Origin of the sequence: Psychrobacillus sp. FSL K6-2843 (genome assembly GCF_038626375.1) — a bacterium.
GTDB classification, from domain to species: domain Bacteria; phylum Bacillota; class Bacilli; order Bacillales_A; family Planococcaceae; genus Psychrobacillus; species Psychrobacillus faecigallinarum.
The window spans coordinates 3542420-3561284 of record NZ_CP152021.1 but is presented as its reverse complement, the minus strand read 5'-3'; the positions used below and the strand labels follow the sequence as shown (position 1 = coordinate 3561284).

The window sequence follows — 18865 nt, the reverse complement described above, 5'->3', positions numbered from 1 at the left end:
GACGTTATTGATAAAAATTTAATAAAAATAGTCTGAAGTAGCTTAAAAACATTGTTGACATGGAGTTAACTCCACGATTTAAAGTCAAAGAGGAGGTGTTGGAGATGGAAATAGTTGTTCATAGTTTAGTTTGTATGTATGGATTATTAACATTAGTAGCTGGAGTGGTACAATGGAAGGAAAAGGGTTTTTCTATACGATCCTTATTATTTGTGTTAACTTCGCTTGCATTGGTTGTAAGCTCGTTCATTCCAAACTGGACGTTGTATTTAATAGTAGTCTGTTTTATAAGTCTACATTTGCTAGCAATCTGGGAAGGAATACAGACAAAGGGAAGGATCAGCTATAGTCACCATGGTTTTCGGTTTGTTTTTCATATGCTAATTGTAATAGGGGTGATATTGTGAAAATTGGAGAATTTGCTTCCCAGACCGGGGTTAGCAAGGATACTATTCGTTATTATGAAAAGATAAAACTATTAAAGCCAAACATAGAGTGCCATCACCGAGATTACACAGAAGAGGATATACTGTCTATCCAAGTAATTATTAAGCTAAAACAGAATGGTTTTACATTAAATGAAATAAAATTACTCTTTGAGTGGACTGAACATGTAGATAAAGATAGTGAATTAACTGAGGAAGAAACAGATAAATTACAATTGCTAAGAAATTTATTTCAAGAAAAATATCGGGAAATGATACAAAAAGAAGAACAGATTATACAAATAAAAGAAGTGTTGCTCCGTGCAGACAAGAAAATGGAACAATTACTTGGAGGAACAAAAAATGAGACCTAATCTAACAAAAAATTTAAGCATAGAGGAATTTCAACAGTACTATTGGTTAAAGGAAGAACTTCAAAAGTTTTGTAGAGAACACAGTATTAGTCCCTCTGGCTCTAAAATAGAAATCGCCAATCGAATAGAGGTTTTTCTGCGCTCAGGTGAAATACTTCAACCAGTCAGGAGGACTAAACAGGTTAAAGCAGATGCAGTGCTGTCTTTAGATACTGTTATAAATGAGGGACATCGCTGTAGCCAACAAGTAAGAGCATTTTTTCAGCAAACCATTGGACCAAAATTTCATTTTTCTACCTATATTCAGGACTATTTTAAAAATAACGTTGGAAAAACATACCGTGATGCAGTGAATGCTTGGAAAGAGGAAGAAGAACGTAAAAAAGATCCAACCTATAAAAGAGAGATTGCACCTCAATTTGAATATAACCGTTTCACTCAAGACTTTTTTGCCGATCCTAACAATAAAGAAAAAACACGTCAGGATGCAATCGATGCTTGGAATGCTATCAAACAGCTACCAGGTAGTAATAAATATCAAAAATAAAAAGCCGTACATTCGAATTACTTCGAGTGTACGGCTTTTATCAAGTTAATTCCGAAGAATTAAAGTTTTACGATGTTAACTGCTTGTGGTCCGCGGTTACCTTCTTCGATATCAAATTCAACTTTTTGACCTTCGTCAAGAGATTTGAATCCTTCACCTTGAATAGCTGAGAAATGAGCGAATACGTCGCTTCCGCCTTCAACCTCGATAAATCCGAAACCTTTTTCTGCGTTAAACCATTTTACTGTACCTTGTGTCATGTAAAAAACCTCCATAAAATAAATTAAATAATATAAATCTTTCAACAGATAAAAAAATTCACATATTACAAAGAGTATCGACAAACATTTCACGATCACTTTTTGTAATATGTGAATTCAATGTTTTGATGAAGCAATTTAACTATTGAACTCAGTATATAACGTAACTTCTCATTTGTCCAGTAAAGTACTTAAGATATCTCAAAGTATTTCCCTAATCCTGTAAAACAGAATAAATAATTATCTTATACTTTATATAATGAATAGCTAAGCACCAGTACTTAGGGAAGTTTTAAAATAGTGAATAGTCATTCATTTTATGGTATTCTTTTCTAAAGAAAATTTTTAAAAGGGGAGAACGTATGCTTTTTAAAAAGGAATTTGATGTTTCCACTAAAAATGGTGTGGTAATGGGAAACGGGAAGGTATCCTTTCAGAGTGTTAAACTAAATGTCCATTGTTTTGTAGTGGATGGCGTTTTAATAGATACAGGGTCACAATCTCTCGAAAAGGAATTTAAACCATTTTTTCTCCAGCAGGAAGTAAATCAAGTAATGATTACTCATTATCATGAGGATCATACTGGCTGTGCTTCTTATCTACAAAATCAAGGTAAAACAATCTATATGAACGAGCTTTATATAGATTGTTGCGAAAAGAAAGCCGACTATCCTCTCTATCGCAGGCTATTTTGGGGGAAGAGGCAGCCGTTTAAAGCAGAGCCGATTGGCGAGACGTTTACTTCCAAATCCGCCACATGGGACGTCATTCCTACACCTGGACACGCCGAGGACCATTTAGCATTTCTTAATCGACAGACCGGGCAATTGTTTACAGGAGATCTCTATTGCCAGGAACGAACGAAGGTCGTACTTCGAGAGGAAAGCATCCCGACATTAATAGAGTCCCTACAGCGAGTTCTTATGTATGATTTTGATGAAGTTTATTGCTGCCATGCAGGCTACTTAGAGAAGGGTAGAAGACAACTCGAAAGAAAGTTACATTATTTATTAGAGATACAGGACCGTATTTTGCAGCTTCATGCGGAGGGTAAACGTGAAGAAGAAATAACCCATATTATTTTTCCGAAGAAATATCCCATCACTCGCTTCTCCATGGGTGAATGGAGCTCCCTACATATCATACGTTCCGTGATTAATGAGAGCCTCAAAAGGACTGCTACATAGTAGAGTCCTTCAGACTGTAGACAAACACCATGAATTTTGGTGTTTTGCCTACAGTCTTTTTTCCTTTAAGAGATAAAGCTAGAAATGTTAATCTCCGCTGCGAGCGGACGCTTTCCGCGGGCACGGCTTCAGCCGCTTCCTTCGCTACGCTCAGTCCAGGGTCTTCAGCTCGCGCTATTCCCGCTGGAGTCGCCGCTCTCCGCTCCAATCAACAATGCTTCCTATTAAAGGAATGAGGGGACGGATAATATAGCTGAGGACTTGCGACACAACCATGAAAGAAATATATGAAAAGAGTAAAGAAAAGCATGGTATGCGATGGACAACCCTAATGGAATAAAAAAAATTGTCCATGCAGGCGATGCTTACTTTTGCTGACTTAAATCTTAAGAAACTAACCAGATTTAACCTAGAATAATTGGAAAAAGGTTGGAAATAGAAATGATTTCCAACCCTTTTGTCTACACTCTAAAGGACTGCTACATAGTAGAGTCCTTTTTTACTTAGTCTATTTCTCTGTACAAAGTGAGCAATCATACTAGCGAATATAGAAAAGGACAGCTTTTTTCAAATTCCTCCTACATACACTCCATTATCCCTACTATTTTACCTTTATCTAAAAAGCAAAAGACCTTCCTAAAATACATTATATAGAATCCCTGCGTAAGCGTTCTCCTAAAAGAAGTTTTTGCTCGAAGAAAACAGTTTTATACCGTATGATTAATGGAGGAAGGTGAATTTATTTGAAAGCTTATATTTTAAAATTATCATTTGAGCACGTAGATCCGAAGGTGTGGAGAAGAGTCGTTCTGCCGGCAGATGCGACATTTAATAGACTTCATGAGACCATTCAATACGTGACAAATTTTCGAAGCATGATGGAACCATATCATTCCTTCGCGATAGAAACAAACGACAAGTATATTACGAATGATGAAGAAATCATACAAAAATATAAAGGGAAGAAGTATGAAGGCAAAGAGGTTAAGCAGCCAATCCGTATAAAGATTGACAAGTATCTTCAAGAGAAGGGTTACCTCATTTATAACTATGACTTTGAAGACGATTGGAGAATTCTAATAGAGCTAGAAGAGATAGTAGAGGATTATTATTTTGGTTATCCTACTATATTGGATGGAGAAGGCATGGCGCCTCCTGAAGATATTGGTGGTCCAATTGGCTTTTCGGAATTTAAAAAAATTATGGCCAACCCTAATCATCCGGATTATTTACATATGTATGGCTGGGCTGAGCGTCAGGAATTTAAACCTTTTGATAAAGACAAGTTAAATGAACTGCTAAAAAATGTGAAGTATAAAAAGACAGAGTGGGAGAAAATTGATCATGATAATTATCTTGTCCTCACGGATAAATATCGAGGTGGAGAATCTACTATTCTTGAGCATTCAGAAAACACGGAAGCTATTTTAAAGTATACAGCTGCTTGTATTAACTTATATGGAATTATTGACTTCTCTAAATTTCTAGATATATATAATTCGCAAAATGTTAAAGCTCTGACGAGAAATGAATTATTGTCATTTATAGATAAATCGTCAGAACAATTACAAAATCAATTTGTTACAGTTAATTCAGATGAGTTTGTACATACTTCGATAAACTCCAATGATTATGAAATCTTAAAAGAAAGCTCTGTAGGAAAGCCTTATTACGTGCCAGCAAAGGAAGAGCTTCTTCGTTATGCAGATCCTAATTATTACGAGGAAACAATCTATCAAGAAAAGCTTGCGTCCATGATGCAAAAGGATCTATTTGGTGGTAGCACATTAATGATCAAAGAAAATATGGATCAGCTAATCAGAGATATGCGAACAGTCGGTAGTAGTATTAATACGGTGGTTCAGCAATTTGCTGTTCGTCATAACATTCAAGATCAGGAAATGTTCAATGAATATGTGCAGGCAATTGCCTTCGTGTCGGTAACAACTCGCCTGTGGGGCAATAGAGGTCATACCCCACATGAAATTACTTTGATGGAGCAGCCAAATCTAAAAGCAGTACCAGCTGCACCGGAGAGCAAACAAACAGATAAAAAGGTCGGTCGAAACGACCCGTGTCCTTGTGGCAGTGGTAAAAAGTATAAGAAATGCTGTGGAAAATAAAGACTGTGACACAACTCACCTTAAAAAATGAAAAGCTTCGAAAATTTTATGATCAGTAAAATTTTCGAAGCTTTATTTTTTGTTATAGGCTGAGGCTGCTATTGTTTTCGCAACAGGGGAAACTTTTTCTTGATATGACCTCAGTTTTATAGAAGCTAGTTATGTCAGGCTTGTTTTGAATGCAAAAGAATTTTCAGACTGTGTTTCACCTTCTGAATAGGTTCGTTCTGCAAAGGTAACCTGTTGATTGTAGTCCATTAACAATACAGTCGAGGAGCGTGTACCGTAGTTAGGTATTTTGATAAACATTGGAGATAAGCTACGTTCAAGCTCGAGAGCTACACCAGTCTCGGGAAGCTCATAATCCTGTGCAACATTTTCGTCTTTAAGTATTTCGAACAGAGGCTCAACTTCTACTTTATCTAATAGAAGATATTCAGCTAATTTCTGCTTTCCTTTTTTCACCTTTGGCCAGGGTGTGTTTAAGGTATGATTGCTTAAGCTATGTGTACCAGGCGCAATTTCATTCATTTCATCTAGGATATTGTTATAGTGATACAGGTGATTACTATCCCCAATGACAACATTATAGCCACCGTAGTTTTCTCTTTTTCTCTTTAAGCCTGCGATAAACTCCATTGGTTCTTCATTGCCAGCTAAAAAATCTCGAACGATATCACCTCGAGAAAGCCGACCCGGTTTTAGTTGAGGATCCCTAAAATTGGTCAATGCTGCAAAGCGACCAGCTTTAGAAACCCCTAGCCATGTTCCCATTTGAAGCAAATCTCGTCCGGCAAGGATGTTAGGATAATCCGTCCAAAAATGAGCAGACTCAGTTGGACGTTCATAAAATTCGTCTCGATTGGCAACTACTATGAGTGGATAGGTAGGATGAGTTTTAAATTGAAAATTAACGAGACACATATAAGATAGCTCCTTTTTGAACAAGTTATGAGGGAAGTCTGGTCTATAGCTAACTACTTCAATTATTATATCACTATCAGATTTGATGAGTGTCTGCATTTATTGATGAAAAGTGATAGGATAAAATGGAATAAACGATTTTAATGGAGATGACAGAGATGAGTAATACACATATATTTTCTAAACGAGAAGAGCTTGCAAATGCAATCATACATGGTGTTGGTACACTTTTAAGTATAGCTGCACTTGTTATTTTAATCGTTTCCTCAGTCAAGTATGGGAATGCTTGGCATGTGGTGAGTTTTACACTGTTTGGGGCATCCATGGTGCTATTGTTTACATCATCGACCCTTGTACATGCATTTCCAGAGGGAAGAGCCAAAGACTTCTTTGAAATCATGGATCATTCTTCTATTTATTATTTAATAGCAGGCTCCTATACTCCACTTCTATTCTTAGTAGTAAAAGGTCCGCTAGGTTGGACATTGTTTGGTATTATGTGGGGATTAGCGATAGCAGGTACAGTGTTCAAAGCCTATTTTGTTAAGCGGTTTTTGCATACCTCTACTATCTTGTATGTTGTGATGGGCTGGTTAATAGTTTTTGCATGGAAGCCGCTCATCACCAATATGTCCATAGAGGGACTTGTTTTGCTAGCGCTTGGCGGATTGCTCTATACCGGAGGGGCGGTCTTTTATGTATGGAGAGGCTTTCCGTACCATCACGCAGTGTGGCATGTATTTGTGCTCGTAGCGGCTATTTTAGTTTTCTTCGCTATCATGACGCTACTGCCAATACCTGTATAACTAAGGAGGAAATCACATGTATGATCCAACCGTCTTCGAAAATTTAAAGGTTGCATTTGAGAATCTTCTATATGATATGGACAATATAGAACGCAAAATCAATATAACTAACAGAACAGATCGAATGGACTTTTCTATTATAAAAAGAGACTTTTCTATTGAATTTGTCCTTTCCGATAAACAAAAAGTAACGGCAGAGATTATAATAGAAGCTTCCTTGGAGGAGTTAGCATCCGAAATTTTGGAGACTCCTGGTAAGGACCCTGGATGTACGCTACAGTTAAAATTTCAAAAAAGTGTAATAGAAGTACCTGAAGTGTGTAAGAGTATTGAGTTAGCCCTAAAGGAAATATGGGAGGACGACATAACAATCACTCAGCGTTTAAGCTTTGAATACGGACAATTAAAGAAAAACTATGTAAATACAATTTTGCTAAGCTTCCACCAAAAAATTAAAGAAGAAAATATAGACGAAATAGATGATTTTCTAAGCAGTGTAATCGAAACGTTAGAGCTTCTTCATACTATATAGTCCTTTAGCAGAGAGATATTACTATTTGAGACCGGCTATCAAGGGTTTATGACCGCATAGAAAATTTTATAACCTGATAGCGAGGATTTATGACCGGATAGATTTTTTTATGACCGTTCAGCGAGATTTTATGACCGCATAAAAATATTTATAACCGTTCACGCAAAAAGAAGTATTACATAGCCCAAACTTGACGGGAAGGTAATTAAAGCAGCAGTAGGAAGTAAGAATATTACTTTCTACTGCTTATTATTTGTTTCTGTAAGGAGTATTGTCTGAATCGACTGTAGAAAATAACAAGGTTGAACAGAGCGAAATATAGTTTTGAATTACCATAAACGAAGAATAACTATTGCCAGCGTATTTATATAACCAAATTGCAAGGAGATGTATACTAATATATATAGAAGGAAAGTGATTTATCATATAATTTTTTGCCTAATATCAATCCTAGAACATTCTACTAATGTAGCTAACTCTGAAGAGGAATGAGACTCTAATAAAATCTTTTTAAAAAAGTTTTTAAAAAGTGTTGACTTATAATATAAACGAGAGTAATATAGTAGAAGTCGCCAAGAGGTAAACAAGTTTGGCTGACACGATGAACATTGAAAACTGAACATGCAAAACGTTAAGACATATAGCATCAAACAACTTCGGTTGTATTGACGCAAAACAATTTTTGACATCATTTAATGATGATGCCAGCAAAACAAAATGAGCTTTTTAAGTTCTCTATTATGGAGAGTTTGATCCTGGCTCAGGACGAACGCTGGCGGCGTGCCTAATACATGCAAGTCGAGCGAATGATGAAGAAGCTTGCTTCTTCTGATTTAGCGGCGGACGGGTGAGTAACACGTGGGCAACCTGCCCTGTAGATTGGGATAACTCCGGGAAACCGGGGCTAATACCGAATAATCCATTTCCTCACATGAGGAAATGTTAAAAGACGGCATCTCGCTGTCACTACAGGATGGGCCCGCGGCGCATTAGCTAGTTGGTGAGGTAACGGCTCACCAAGGCGACGATGCGTAGCCGACCTGAGAGGGTGATCGGCCACACTGGGACTGAGACACGGCCCAGACTCCTACGGGAGGCAGCAGTAGGGAATCTTCCACAATGGACGAAAGTCTGATGGAGCAACGCCGCGTGAGTGAAGAAGGTTTTCGGATCGTAAAACTCTGTTGTGAGGGAAGAACAAGTACGAGAGTAACTGCTCGTACCTTGACGGTACCTCATTAGAAAGCCACGGCTAACTACGTGCCAGCAGCCGCGGTAATACGTAGGTGGCAAGCGTTGTCCGGAATTATTGGGCGTAAAGCGCGCGCAGGCGGTCCTTTAAGTCTGATGTGAAAGCCCACGGCTCAACCGTGGAGGGTCATTGGAAACTGGGGGACTTGAGTGCAGAAGAGGAAAGCGGAATTCCAAGTGTAGCGGTGAAATGCGTAGAGATTTGGAGGAACACCAGTGGCGAAGGCGGCTTTCTGGTCTGTAACTGACGCTGAGGCGCGAAAGCGTGGGGAGCAAACAGGATTAGATACCCTGGTAGTCCACGCCGTAAACGATGAGTGCTAAGTGTTAGGGGGTTTCCGCCCCTTAGTGCTGCAGCTAACGCATTAAGCACTCCGCCTGGGGAGTACGGTCGCAAGACTGAAACTCAAAGGAATTGACGGGGGCCCGCACAAGCGGTGGAGCATGTGGTTTAATTCGAAGCAACGCGAAGAACCTTACCAGGTCTTGACATCCCGCTGACCGGCCTAGAGATAGGCTTTTCCCTTCGGGGACAGCGGTGACAGGTGGTGCATGGTTGTCGTCAGCTCGTGTCGTGAGATGTTGGGTTAAGTCCCGCAACGAGCGCAACCCTTGATCTTAGTTGCCAGCATTCAGTTGGGCACTCTAAGGTGACTGCCGGTGATAAACCGGAGGAAGGTGGGGATGACGTCAAATCATCATGCCCCTTATGACCTGGGCTACACACGTGCTACAATGGACGGTACAGAGGGTCGCAACCCCGCGAGGGTGAGCTAATCCCATAAAACCGTTCTCAGTTCGGATTGTAGGCTGCAACTCGCCTACATGAAGCCGGAATCGCTAGTAATCGTGGATCAGCATGCCACGGTGAATACGTTCCCGGGCCTTGTACACACCGCCCGTCACACCACGAGAGTTTGTAACACCCGAAGTCGGTGGGGTAACCCTTTTGGGAGCCAGCCGCCGAAGGTGGGACAGATGATTGGGGTGAAGTCGTAACAAGGTAGCCGTATCGGAAGGTGCGGCTGGATCACCTCCTTTCTAAGGATATATTCGGAATACAGATCTTTATCTGTATCTTAACGTTTTGCAGTTCAGTTTTGAGTGTTCATTTTTATGATGAGCATTTATACTTGCTCCTGCGATTACTCGTCGCAAAGGGACAAGCCCTTTGTTCTTTGAAAACTGGATAAAACGACATCAAAAAAGAAACAAACGCAAGATATTCAAATTGTGATCACTTACGTGATTGCAAGTGTAGTACTTTTAACTTTTAGGTTAAGTTAATAAGGGCGCACGGTGGATGCCTTGGCACTAGGAGTCGACGAAGGACGGCACTAACACCGATATGCTTCGGGGAGCTGTAAGTGAGCTTCGATCCGGAGATTTCCGAATGGGGAAACCCACTGCCCGTAATGGGGCAGTACATTTGCGTGAATACATAGCGCATCTGAGACACACCCAGGGAACTGAAACATCTAAGTACCTGGAGGAAGAGAAAGAAAATTCGATTCCCTGAGTAGCGGCGAGCGAAACGGGAAGAGCCCAAACCAAGAGGCTTGCCTCTTGGGGTTGTAGGACACTCTATACGGAGTTACAAAAGAATGAGTTAGATGAAGCGACCTGGAAAGGTCCGCAGGATAGGGTAAAAGCCCCGTAGTCCAAAATTCATTCCCTCCAGAGTGTATCCTGAGTACGGCGGAACACGTGAAATTCCGTCGGAATCCGGGAGGACCATCTCCCAAGGCTAAATACTACCTAGTGACCGATAGTGAACCAGTACCGTGAGGGAAAGGTGAAAAGCACCCCGGAAGGGGAGTGAAATAGACCCTGAAACCGTGTGCCTACAAATAGTCAAAGCCCGTTAACGGGTGATGGCGTGCCTTTTGTAGAATGAACCGGCGAGTTACGATTACATGCGAGGTTAAGTTGAGAAGACGGAGCCGCAGCGAAAGCGAGTCTGAATAGGGCGAATGAGTATGTGGTCGTAGACCCGAAACCAGGTGATCTACCCATGTCCAGGATGAAGGTAAGGTAACACTTACTGGAGGTCCGAACCCACGCACGTTGAAAAGTGCGGGGATGAGGTGTGGGTAGCGGAGAAATTCCAATCGAACCTGGAGATAGCTGGTTCTCTCCGAAATAGCTTTAGGGCTAGCCTCAAACGTTAGAATCTTGGAGGTAGAGCACTGTTTGGACTAGGGGCCCATCCCGGGTTACCGAATTCAGACAAACTCCGAATGCCAATGATTTATGTTTGGGAGTCAGACTGCGAGTGATAAGATCCGTAGTCAAGAGGGAAACAGCCCAGACCACCAGCTAAGGTCCCAAAGTATTTGTTAAGTGGAAAAGGATGTGGCGTTGCTTAGACAACCAGGATGTTGGCTTAGAAGCAGCCATCATTTAAAGAGTGCGTAATAGCTCACTGGTCGAGTGACGCTGCGCCGAAAATGTATCGGGGCTAAACAAATCACCGAAGCTGTGGATTGATACCTTTGGTATCAGTGGTAGGAGAGCGTTCTAAGGGCGTTGAAGTCAGACCGGAAGGACTGGTGGAGCGCTTAGAAGTGAGAATGCCGGTATGAGTAGCGAAAGATGGGTGAGAATCCCATCCACCGTATGACTAAGGTTTCCTGAGGAAGGCTCGTCCGCTCAGGGTTAGTCGGGACCTAAGTCGAGGCCGATAGGCGTAGACGATGGACAACAGGTTGATATTCCTGTACCACCACCCCACCGTTTGAGTGATGGGGGGACGCAGTAGGATAGGGTAAGCGTGCTGTTGGTTATGCACGTCCAAGCAGTGAGGTGTGAGTGTAGGCAAATCCGCACTCTGTAACATTGAGCTGTGATGGCGAGGACTTAGTCCGAAGTTCCTGATTTCACACTGCCAAGAAAAGCCTCTAACGAGGTGGGAGGTGCCCGTACCGCAAACCGACACAGGTAGTCGAGGAGAGAATCCTAAGGTGAGCGAGAGAACTCTCGTTAAGGAACTCGGCAAAATGACCCCGTAACTTCGGGAGAAGGGGTGCTCTTTTGGGTGTATAGCCTAGAAGAGCCGCAGTGAATAGGCCCAGGCGACTGTTTAGCAAAAACACAGGTCTCTGCAAAACCGTAAGGTGAAGTATAGGGGCTGACGCCTGCCCGGTGCTGGAAGGTTAAGAGGAGTGCTTAGCGCAAGCGAAGGTGCGAATTGAAGCCCCAGTAAACGGCGGCCGTAACTATAACGGTCCTAAGGTAGCGAAATTCCTTGTCGGGTAAGTTCCGACCCGCACGAAAGGCGTAACGATCTGGGCACTGTCTCAACGAGAGACTCGGTGAAATTATAGTACCTGTGAAGATGCAGGTTACCCGCGACAGGACGGAAAGACCCCGTGGAGCTTTACTGTAGCTTGATATTGAATTTTGGTGCAACTTGTACAGGATAGGTAGGAGCCTTAGAGCCCGGAGCGCCAGCTTCGGAGGAGGCGTCGGTGGGATACTACCCTGGTTGTATTGAAATTCTAACCCATACCCGTAACCCGGGTAGGAGACAGTGTCAGGCGGGCAGTTTGACTGGGGCGGTCGCCTCCTAAAGTGTAACGGAGGCGCCCAAAGGTTCCCTCAGAATGGTTGGAAATCATTCGAAGAGTGTAAAGGCAGAAGGGAGCTTGACTGCGAGACCTACAAGTCGAGCAGGGTCGAAAGACGGGCTTAGTGATCCGGTGGTTCCGCATGGAAGGGCCATCGCTCAACGGATAAAAGCTACCCCGGGGATAACAGGCTTATCTCCCCCAAGAGTCCACATCGACGGGGAGGTTTGGCACCTCGATGTCGGCTCATCGCATCCTGGGGCTGTAGTCGGTCCCAAGGGTTGGGCTGTTCGCCCATTAAAGCGGTACGCGAGCTGGGTTCAGAACGTCGTGAGACAGTTCGGTCCCTATCCGTCGTGGGCGTAGGAAATTTGAGAGGAGCTGTCCTTAGTACGAGAGGACCGGGATGGACACACCGCTGGTGTACCAGTTGTTCTGCCAAGGGCATCGCTGGGTAGCTATGTGTGGACGGGATAAGTGCTGAAAGCATCTAAGCACGAAGCCCCCCTCAAGATGAGATTTCCCATTACGCAAGTAAGTAAGATCCCTCAAAGACGATGAGGTAGATAGGTTCGGGGTGGAAGCGTGGCGACACGTGCAGCTGACGAATACTAATCGATCGAGGACTTAACCAAATTGTTTGTTTCCATTAATGATGTCTTTTATCCAGTTTTGAGTGAACAACTCAGTAGGGTTTCAAAACACAAGTAGTGCTAGGAAACGAGTGAGCGAAGGAAGGAACGTACTTACGTACGTGACTGACTGAACGAGCGAAGTTGACAACGCAATGCGCAGTGGATTGGAAGCCGACAAGTCTAGTGATGATGGCGAAGAGGTCACACCCGTTCCCATACCGAACACGGAAGTTAAGCTCTTCAGCGCCGATGGTAGTTGGGGGTCTCCCCCTGCAAGAGTAGGACGTCGCTGGGCACTGAAAAAAGTCGTTACCGAGAAATCGATGACGGCTTTTTTGTATTAAGGAGAAAAAGGCCGAAGGCAATCAACCTTATATAAGCAAGTGAGCGAGAAAGCAGAGGGGCAAAGAGTTCGAGGAAGCAAGGAAGAGAGGCTCGGAGCGTATAGCATACGCGAGAACCGATCGACGTAGCTGACGAAGAAATCTGCCGTCCATCTGGTTTCGCAGCCTGCGCCGATGGTAGTTGGGGGTTCCCCTGCAAGAGTAGGACGTCGCTGGGCACTATAGGAAGTCGTTACCGATTAATCGGTAGCGGCTTTTTGTTTGGCATTTTTTAAAATGAATATAAATAAATTAAGTCTAAAGTAAAATACATAATTAGACGTTTCATATATCTAAATGGCACTTCACATTATTTTAAACGAGACAATATTAATGTTACTCTTATAATAGAGAAACTAAGCAAGGGGGGAACTCCATGTTCTTGGAGGAGCTAAAGAAAGAATTACACCATAGACAGCCACTATTTATTGGGGAGGAAACAGCTCTGCGCTCGGCAATCATGCTTCCACTTGTGGAAGTGGAAGGAGAATGGCATATTTTGTTTGAAGTGCGCTCCTTAACGATGAGAAAGCAGCCTGGAGATATTAGTTTTCCAGGTGGTCGTATTGATGCTACAGATGCATCTCCAATGGAAGCTGCTATACGAGAAACCCATGAAGAGTTGGGTGTAGCCCCGACATCTATAAAAATTTTAGGACAAATGAGTCCTTATATCACTTCTTCATCTTTCGTAGTTTATCCATTTGTAGCGACTATTGATCATCATCAAATCGAAAATTTTAACAAACAAGAGGTTGAAGAAGTATTTACAGTGCCAATCAACTGGCTCTTAAACTATGAGCCTTATATGCACACTGTCTCTGTTCAACCTATGCCTCCGATGGACTTTCCATTTGAAAAAATTTTTAATGGAGACAAATACCAATGGAGACCCCGTGATGTTGAAGAATGGTTTTATGATTATAAAAACTATACAATTTGGGGATTAACAGCACGGGTATTAAAACATTTTGTGGAAACAATAAGAAATGTTAATAGATAATAATAAGAAATAATCTAAAAAGGGGGAGAAATATGTACCATGATACTTTCATAATACTAAGGAGATAAATTTAACACAAAGCTCTTAGCATTGTATAAAAGTATTAGAGTATTAAATTTATAGTAGTTTTAAAAGGCTTTCTATTGATAGGGAGTCTTATTAATTTGTATAGGAAGAGTATCAAAATTAGAATTAAATAATAATAATTAGCACTTTATAAATGCGCCTATGCTCCTATAAGTCATTCCTTCTAAATAACCAGTTTCCTAAAAAAAGACAATTCTTCTGAATCATTTTAATATGAAATGACAGTCTTCACTTTACCTTTCTATATAAAAAATGGAATATTATAGGTAATGTAAGTTTGCTAGAGGAGGAGATTTTATGTCTATCTGGTGGGGAATATTGTATAATAGAGAAAATTGGAAATGCTTCATTGTACCTGATTCGATGAGGACATGCCTATGAAAATCCTAGATGTAGACTTACTTCAAGATGGGCTGCAACGTAACATAGCTATGCTTGAACGACTGCAAAACGAAGTAGGAAATATTCAAGACACAGTTAAAGAATTAGTAGCAATGGAAGAGGTATTGAAGGGGGCGGGAGGTAGTGCAATCCGAGGCTTCTATTCGGATGTTCATTTGCCATTCCTTCATTTTTTTCTTGTCTTCTCAGACAGCTTCAAGCAAAAGCTCCAACAAGTTGAAGCTGCCCTCATATCATTAGAACCGGATGCAGCTGGCTATATTCTCGAACAGTTTTTAGAGGGAGAGCTGGAACAGGGACTTACGCTAATTGCTAATATAACGGAAAGACTTACGAACGAGGCAAACAGTATCATGGACTCGGTAAGTGATATAGTTGCTTTACCTCATTTGAATGACAGTGAGGTGCAAGAAGGGGTACAAAACTCCAAAAAGAAACGTGATGACACAGTTTTACAGCTACATGAATTTGATGCCTCTCAAACGACTTCGCTAAACCCGGTGGAACAGAATATTCAAACGATGGGCTCTTGGCTTGCAGATATGGAGGGAATGTTCAAAGCAGGAGTGAAGGACATTCATTTCCAACCGAGTCAATGGAATGCACTTACGTTTGGAAGTGGAATTAGAACAGAACTATTTCCTAAAGTATACTTAGATCCTAATAGTTTATGGGTAGAAGAACATGAAAAAATGATCGGTACGATGATTAGTACCCAAACTTTTCAAGCCCTAGATTTGAAAAGAATGAATACAATTGAAGAAAACGTCGGAGAGAATGTAAAATACCATCAGTATGCAAATGGTCTCCTGATAAAAGAGTACTCGGAAAACGGGACAGTATACTACGAAATCGTTTCTAAAGTAGAATACAAGGAAGAAGTAGTCCAAGTTGAGCCACCAAAAGAAAATAAACTGTTGGATGGAATACAGTTTGGATTAGATTTAGTAGGGCTAATACCCGGAATCGGAGAAATAGCGGATGGGGCAAATGGGATTATTTATACAGCTAGAGGAGATAAGTTGAACGCAACACTCTCGTTTGGTGCGATGATTCCATTTGCAGGCTGGGGAAGTACCGGAGCAAAATTTGTAAATAAAGGTAGCAAGTTTTTTCAGCCCAAAAATGTCTTAAGTGATGAGGCTGTAGAATCTGTCTATACTTCAGTTTACCGGGATGTGGTCAATAGTCCACTGGGTGGAACACAGACAAAATTAAATCTGTTTACTAGCTTACAGAATGGGACACCGAACGCTCTAGCATTCAACCATTTGAATAGTCCATCAATGTTTAATATGCCAACAGCGAAAATGGATATACCTACAACCTCCAAAAGTACAAAGGCAATTAGCACGCCGTCTACAAAAGTGGATACTGCCCCAACAAATAAAAGTATCTATGATAATGTTAATAAAGATATAATGAATGTGGATGTAGATACTAAGGGTATAGATAATGCTAAAGATATAACAAAATTAACTGTTGAAGATATACCAACTGCAAAGAGTGGGCATTTTAATAAATTTTTCAATTCCCTCACAAGTAGTGAACTAGACGAACTTTGGAAAGATAAAAAGATTAGAAAGAAAATTGAACGTCAACTAAGAGAACCAGGAGGATTACATGAGTGGCACTTAGTTTCAAGAGCTCCTCAATTTAAGTATTGGAATATTGGTGCTGAGGAGATTAAAGATTTAAGAACAGCTATATCCGATGTCAAATTTGTCAATCCAAACGGTGTTCATGGAGGGTTAGGCTCAACTAAGGCACATAATGAATTGTTAGCAATAATAGATACTTCTAGCGACTATAATACATTTGTTAGACGACTTAATAACTGGGCTAATTATAGATTAGAGGGTGGAGTTTCGTCTTTACCACAAGGTCTAAGATTAAAGTAGGAGGGTACTATAATGGAAAAACAAGGATGGGTTTCAATTTGGTTAGGGAATATTAACGATGAGGACTCAATAGGAGAGTATGTTGATTTAACGTATGATGAGGATGGAGAGTCTGTCCCATCCCAATTTTTTATCGATTTTAATATTGATATGGATGAAACAGATGAGGATACTATAGAAAAAGCGGTCTATAAGAATAGTAGTAGTGATATTTCAGTATTATTAAATGGGTGTTCGTATGAAGAAATTGTCATCCCAAAAATCCAGAAAAGTATAGACCTAAAGAAATCATATAATGCAGTAATTTTAATATATAATTTTGAATATAAAAATGAAATTATTTCAAAAGGTGCTATTGATTTTATTGCTGCTACAAATTATGAGTAAGAGAAATCTTAAGGTATGGAGAAATGATTTAGTTGATGGTTAACTCAGAAATTACTTATCTGGTGGGGTTGCTTTATAATACAGATAAAAATATTTTAATCAGCCAGTTAAAAAAAGTAGATAATTCACTAATACTTCATTACTTTGCTGCAAATTATAATTGGACTAGTGGGTTTGATGTACCAACAGTCATCTTAGATAATGAGGCTTGTGATTTAGGGACAGGTTTACTAATGTTCCATTATGCAGATGGCTATCGTTTGTTAGAGAGTTCAGATGAAGTTTCAAGTTCTTCATTAGAGGAATGGAAAGTTTTTTTGGGAAAGATTTATAATAAACTATTAAGCTTAGACTTTAAATCACAAGACATTTCCTTTGACCCTGAATTAACAAAAATTCAAAAGTATAAGTTGAAAAAGAATAATCCAGACCTTCCTGATGTTTTAATTAGTAAGTCTCCAGGCAAAGAGATTGATATACCTAAAATATGATGTGATTTATTAGAAACCTTGATTGGCAAAAAAATTTCAAGGTTTCTTTTTTGTGGGGGCTACCTAGTGCCGAATGAACGACTTATTATTTTCAGAGTGGAGATAAGCCTTGTAAGCCCTATATAATGTTTTAACAAATTATAAAGTGCGTACAACACCTTTAAAACGTATAACCAATTTAATGTATTCTACCTCTTAAAAGTAGTCACAAAATCATCAGTTACCACCATCTATATTCTCAAATACTATACCTTTGCTTTCCCATGCTTTTTAAAATTTTTCGCAACTATGACGTACATAGAACGATTACTAGAGTGAGGACTACTCCACCTCGATTAATTCCTGAATGTCGATGTCTAACACTTTGCATACTGTTTCTAATGTCGATAAATAAACCCTGTCCACGTTGTCTGAACAAAGATGGCTTATTGTATTAGGGCGAAGCCCTGTCATTCGTGCCAATTCACGTTGTGAAAGGTCACGTTCTTTAAGGATTTCCTTTAGCTTGATTGTAATAGGCATGGTACTTCCCTTCCTCTTATTCATGTTACCTTTTACGATACATCACAAACTTGTATCGGTAAAGGGGTTGATTGTATCGTTAAAGCCGCATACAATGAATTTATGTTAATTATAGCGGCTAAGCGTTACGTTAATCCTAATTAGCGTAACGGAGGGGGAAAATACCATGAAAGTTATCGGATATATTCGAGTATCTACACAAGGACAAGCAAGGGATGGATACAGTCTTGCTTACCAAGAAGATGAAATTAAGGCATATTGTCAGGCTCAAGGATATACACTTTTACGCTTATTTAAAGATGAGGGTATCAGTGGGGCTAAAGTAGATGAAGAAGCGTTAGAAGTGGACAGAATGGGCTTTCAGGAGATGTTGGAGTATCTCACCCTCCATGAGGTGGATTATGTTGTCACACTGAATACAAGCCGTTTATGGCGGTCAGACATTGTGAAAGTGTTAGTCCATCGAGAATTGAAAAAGTATGGATTAGACATTCGGAGTATTGAACAACCACAATACAGTATCTATAAGAAAGACCCTAGCGACTTTTTAATTAATGGTTTAATGGAGTTATTAGACCAATATCAACGATTAGAAATCTCTTTAAAGCTAGGGAGAGGACGAAATAAGAAAGCCCAACAGGGCGGCTATGCAGGAGGAAATGTGGCTTTAGGCTACAAAGTGAAGAAAGGTCAGAAAAGCCTTGTAGTAGATGACAGACAGGCTCAGACCGTACAAAGAGTGTTTGACTTAAAGGAACAGTTTCCTTCATGGTCTTTAACTCAACTAGCAGAACAACTGAATGAAGAAGGACATCGAACAAAACAAGGAAAATGGTTTACGAAAGTCCAGATCAAACGGATTTTAGATAGAAAAGCGTTTTATAGTGGTTTATACCACTATGGAGAAATAACAGCAAATGGCAAACACGAAGCCATTTTATAACGGTTAACAGATAGAGAATGGATAGGCTTTCGTACCCTTGCGAGTCCAAGTGACTAACGCTCGACCTAAGGTTGCCGACATTCTCTGTCTTGCTTTATCCGTTTAATCTAATG

Annotated in this window: 15 protein-coding genes and 3 rRNA genes; 15 read left to right on the top strand and 3 right to left on the bottom strand. The window is 40.5% G+C overall.

All coding sequences use genetic code 11. The annotated features are described in order from the left end of the window. Nucleotides 1–104 precede the first annotated feature (104 nt). From MKY94_RS18025 to MKY94_RS18015, 3 genes are read left to right on the top strand one after another with little or no spacing between them, the layout of a single operon-like run. Nucleotides 105–407, top strand: a complete 303-nt coding sequence (locus tag MKY94_RS18025; RefSeq protein WP_191697945.1) for a hypothetical protein — start codon at nt 105–107, stop codon at nt 405–407. After that, nucleotides 404–799 (top strand): MerR family transcriptional regulator, encoded by a 396-nt coding sequence (locus MKY94_RS18020; protein ID WP_191963816.1) that lies wholly within the window; start codon nt 404–406, stop codon nt 797–799. Before MKY94_RS18025 ends, MKY94_RS18020 begins: the two co-directional genes overlap by 4 nt. Continuing rightward, nucleotides 789–1346 carry a DUF6434 domain-containing protein gene (locus MKY94_RS18015; protein WP_144541705.1) on the top strand — a complete coding sequence of 186 codons (558 nt, stop codon included), beginning with the start codon at nt 789–791 and terminating at the stop codon, nt 1344–1346. Before MKY94_RS18020 ends, MKY94_RS18015 begins: the two co-directional genes overlap by 11 nt. A 59-nt stretch (nt 1347–1405) precedes the next feature. Here the strand turns inward: MKY94_RS18015 and MKY94_RS18010 are convergent, their stop codons facing one another. Beyond that, on the bottom strand, nt 1406–1606 hold the full coding sequence (locus MKY94_RS18010) for a cold-shock protein (RefSeq protein WP_144541707.1): 201 nt from the start codon (nt 1604–1606) through the stop codon (nt 1406–1408). A 362-nt stretch (nt 1607–1968) separates the two neighbouring features. Here MKY94_RS18010 and MKY94_RS18005 point away from each other — a divergent pair, with 362 nt between their 5' ends. Beyond that, on the top strand, nt 1969–2793 hold the full coding sequence (locus MKY94_RS18005) for an MBL fold metallo-hydrolase (protein WP_154312230.1): 825 nt from the start codon (nt 1969–1971) through the stop codon (nt 2791–2793). Between the two features lie 743 nt (nt 2794–3536). Beyond that, on the top strand, nt 3537–4916 hold the full coding sequence (locus tag MKY94_RS18000) for an SEC-C metal-binding domain-containing protein (RefSeq protein WP_340863813.1): 1380 nt from the start codon (nt 3537–3539) through the stop codon (nt 4914–4916). A 159-nt stretch (nt 4917–5075) separates the two neighbouring features. Here MKY94_RS18000 and MKY94_RS17995 read toward each other — a convergent pair whose 3' ends face one another. After that, nucleotides 5076–5840: an NRDE family protein gene (locus MKY94_RS17995; RefSeq protein ID WP_191697950.1), complete on the bottom strand. Its 765-nt coding sequence runs from the start codon at nt 5838–5840 to the stop codon at nt 5076–5078. Between the two features lie 158 nt (nt 5841–5998). Here MKY94_RS17995 and MKY94_RS17990 point away from each other — a divergent pair, with 158 nt between their 5' ends. The 9 genes from MKY94_RS17990 to MKY94_RS17950 all read left to right on the top strand — a co-directional run bounded on the left by MKY94_RS17990 (nt 5999) and on the right by MKY94_RS17950 (nt 17287). After that, nucleotides 5999–6646, top strand: coding sequence for a hemolysin III family protein (locus MKY94_RS17990; RefSeq protein WP_340863812.1), 648 nt, complete (start codon nt 5999–6001; stop codon nt 6644–6646). A 16-nt stretch (nt 6647–6662) separates the two neighbouring features. Then, nucleotides 6663–7178, top strand: coding sequence for a hypothetical protein (locus MKY94_RS17985; RefSeq protein ID WP_342577549.1), 516 nt, complete (start codon nt 6663–6665; stop codon nt 7176–7178). 737 nt (nt 7179–7915) lie between these two features. Beyond that, nucleotides 7916–9470, top strand: a 16S ribosomal RNA gene (locus MKY94_RS17980). A gap of 235 nt (nt 9471–9705) precedes the next feature. After that, a 23S ribosomal RNA gene (locus tag MKY94_RS17975) occupies nt 9706–12633 on the top strand. Between the two features lie 179 nt (nt 12634–12812). Then, nucleotides 12813–12928 (top strand): 5S ribosomal RNA (gene rrf / locus MKY94_RS17970). Together the 16S, 23S and 5S rRNA genes form the textbook arrangement of a ribosomal RNA operon. 464 nt (nt 12929–13392) lie before the next feature. Further along, on the top strand, nt 13393–14019 hold the full coding sequence (locus MKY94_RS17965; RefSeq protein WP_144541846.1) for a CoA pyrophosphatase: 627 nt from the start codon (nt 13393–13395) through the stop codon (nt 14017–14019). A 464-nt stretch (nt 14020–14483) separates the two neighbouring features. After that, complete coding sequence (locus MKY94_RS17960; RefSeq protein WP_186318282.1) at nt 14484–16409, top strand: T7SS effector LXG polymorphic toxin; 1926 nt, start codon at nt 14484–14486, stop codon at nt 16407–16409. A gap of 12 nt (nt 16410–16421) precedes the next feature. Then, nucleotides 16422–16796: an immunity 22 family protein gene (locus MKY94_RS17955; RefSeq protein ID WP_144541850.1), complete on the top strand. Its 375-nt coding sequence runs from the start codon at nt 16422–16424 to the stop codon at nt 16794–16796. A 35-nt stretch (nt 16797–16831) separates the two neighbouring features. Then, the gene (locus MKY94_RS17950; RefSeq protein ID WP_342578700.1) at nt 16832–17287 is read left to right on the top strand and encodes a DUF4274 domain-containing protein; all 456 of its coding nucleotides are present in this window, start codon (nt 16832–16834) and stop codon (nt 17285–17287) included. Between the two features lie 321 nt (nt 17288–17608). On the opposite strand, the gene MKY94_RS17945 is transcribed toward MKY94_RS17950, so the two are convergent. Next, nucleotides 17609–17809: a helix-turn-helix transcriptional regulator gene (locus MKY94_RS17945; RefSeq protein WP_026906918.1), complete on the bottom strand. Its 201-nt coding sequence runs from the start codon at nt 17807–17809 to the stop codon at nt 17609–17611. A 166-nt stretch (nt 17810–17975) separates the two neighbouring features. Between MKY94_RS17945 and MKY94_RS17940 the strand changes: the two genes are divergently transcribed. Further along, entirely contained in the window at nt 17976–18752 is a 777-nt protein-coding gene (locus MKY94_RS17940; RefSeq protein ID WP_144541854.1) for a recombinase family protein, read from the top strand. Nucleotides 18753–18865: the final 113 nt, after the last annotated feature.

What these genes read in the sequence shown, in the direction of transcription:
- MKY94_RS17965 (WP_144541846.1), top strand. Translation starts at nt 13,393, where the DNA reads ATGTTCTTGGAGGAGCTAAAGAAAGAATTACACCATAGACAGCCACTA.
- MKY94_RS17990 (WP_340863812.1), top strand. Translation starts at nt 5,999, where the DNA reads ATGAGTAATACACATATATTTTCTAAACGAGAAGAGCTTGCAAATGCA.
- MKY94_RS17950 (WP_342578700.1), top strand. Translation starts at nt 16,832, where the DNA reads ATGGTTAACTCAGAAATTACTTATCTGGTGGGGTTGCTTTATAATACA.
- MKY94_RS17945 (WP_026906918.1), bottom strand. Translation starts at nt 17,809, where the DNA reads ATGCCTATTACAATCAAGCTAAAGGAAATCCTTAAAGAACGTGACCTT.
- MKY94_RS18010 (WP_144541707.1), bottom strand. Translation starts at nt 1,606, where the DNA reads ATGACACAAGGTACAGTAAAATGGTTTAACGCAGAAAAAGGTTTCGGA.
- MKY94_RS17955 (WP_144541850.1), top strand. Translation starts at nt 16,422, where the DNA reads ATGGAAAAACAAGGATGGGTTTCAATTTGGTTAGGGAATATTAACGAT.
- MKY94_RS18015 (WP_144541705.1), top strand. Translation starts at nt 789, where the DNA reads ATGAGACCTAATCTAACAAAAAATTTAAGCATAGAGGAATTTCAACAG.
- MKY94_RS17940 (WP_144541854.1), top strand. Translation starts at nt 17,976, where the DNA reads ATGAAAGTTATCGGATATATTCGAGTATCTACACAAGGACAAGCAAGG.
- MKY94_RS17960 (WP_186318282.1), top strand. Translation starts at nt 14,484, where the DNA reads ATGAAAATCCTAGATGTAGACTTACTTCAAGATGGGCTGCAACGTAAC.
- MKY94_RS17995 (WP_191697950.1), bottom strand. Translation starts at nt 5,840, where the DNA reads ATGTGTCTCGTTAATTTTCAATTTAAAACTCATCCTACCTATCCACTC.
- MKY94_RS17985 (WP_342577549.1), top strand. Translation starts at nt 6,663, where the DNA reads ATGTATGATCCAACCGTCTTCGAAAATTTAAAGGTTGCATTTGAGAAT.
- MKY94_RS18005 (WP_154312230.1), top strand. Translation starts at nt 1,969, where the DNA reads ATGCTTTTTAAAAAGGAATTTGATGTTTCCACTAAAAATGGTGTGGTA.
- MKY94_RS18025 (WP_191697945.1), top strand. Translation starts at nt 105, where the DNA reads ATGGAAATAGTTGTTCATAGTTTAGTTTGTATGTATGGATTATTAACA.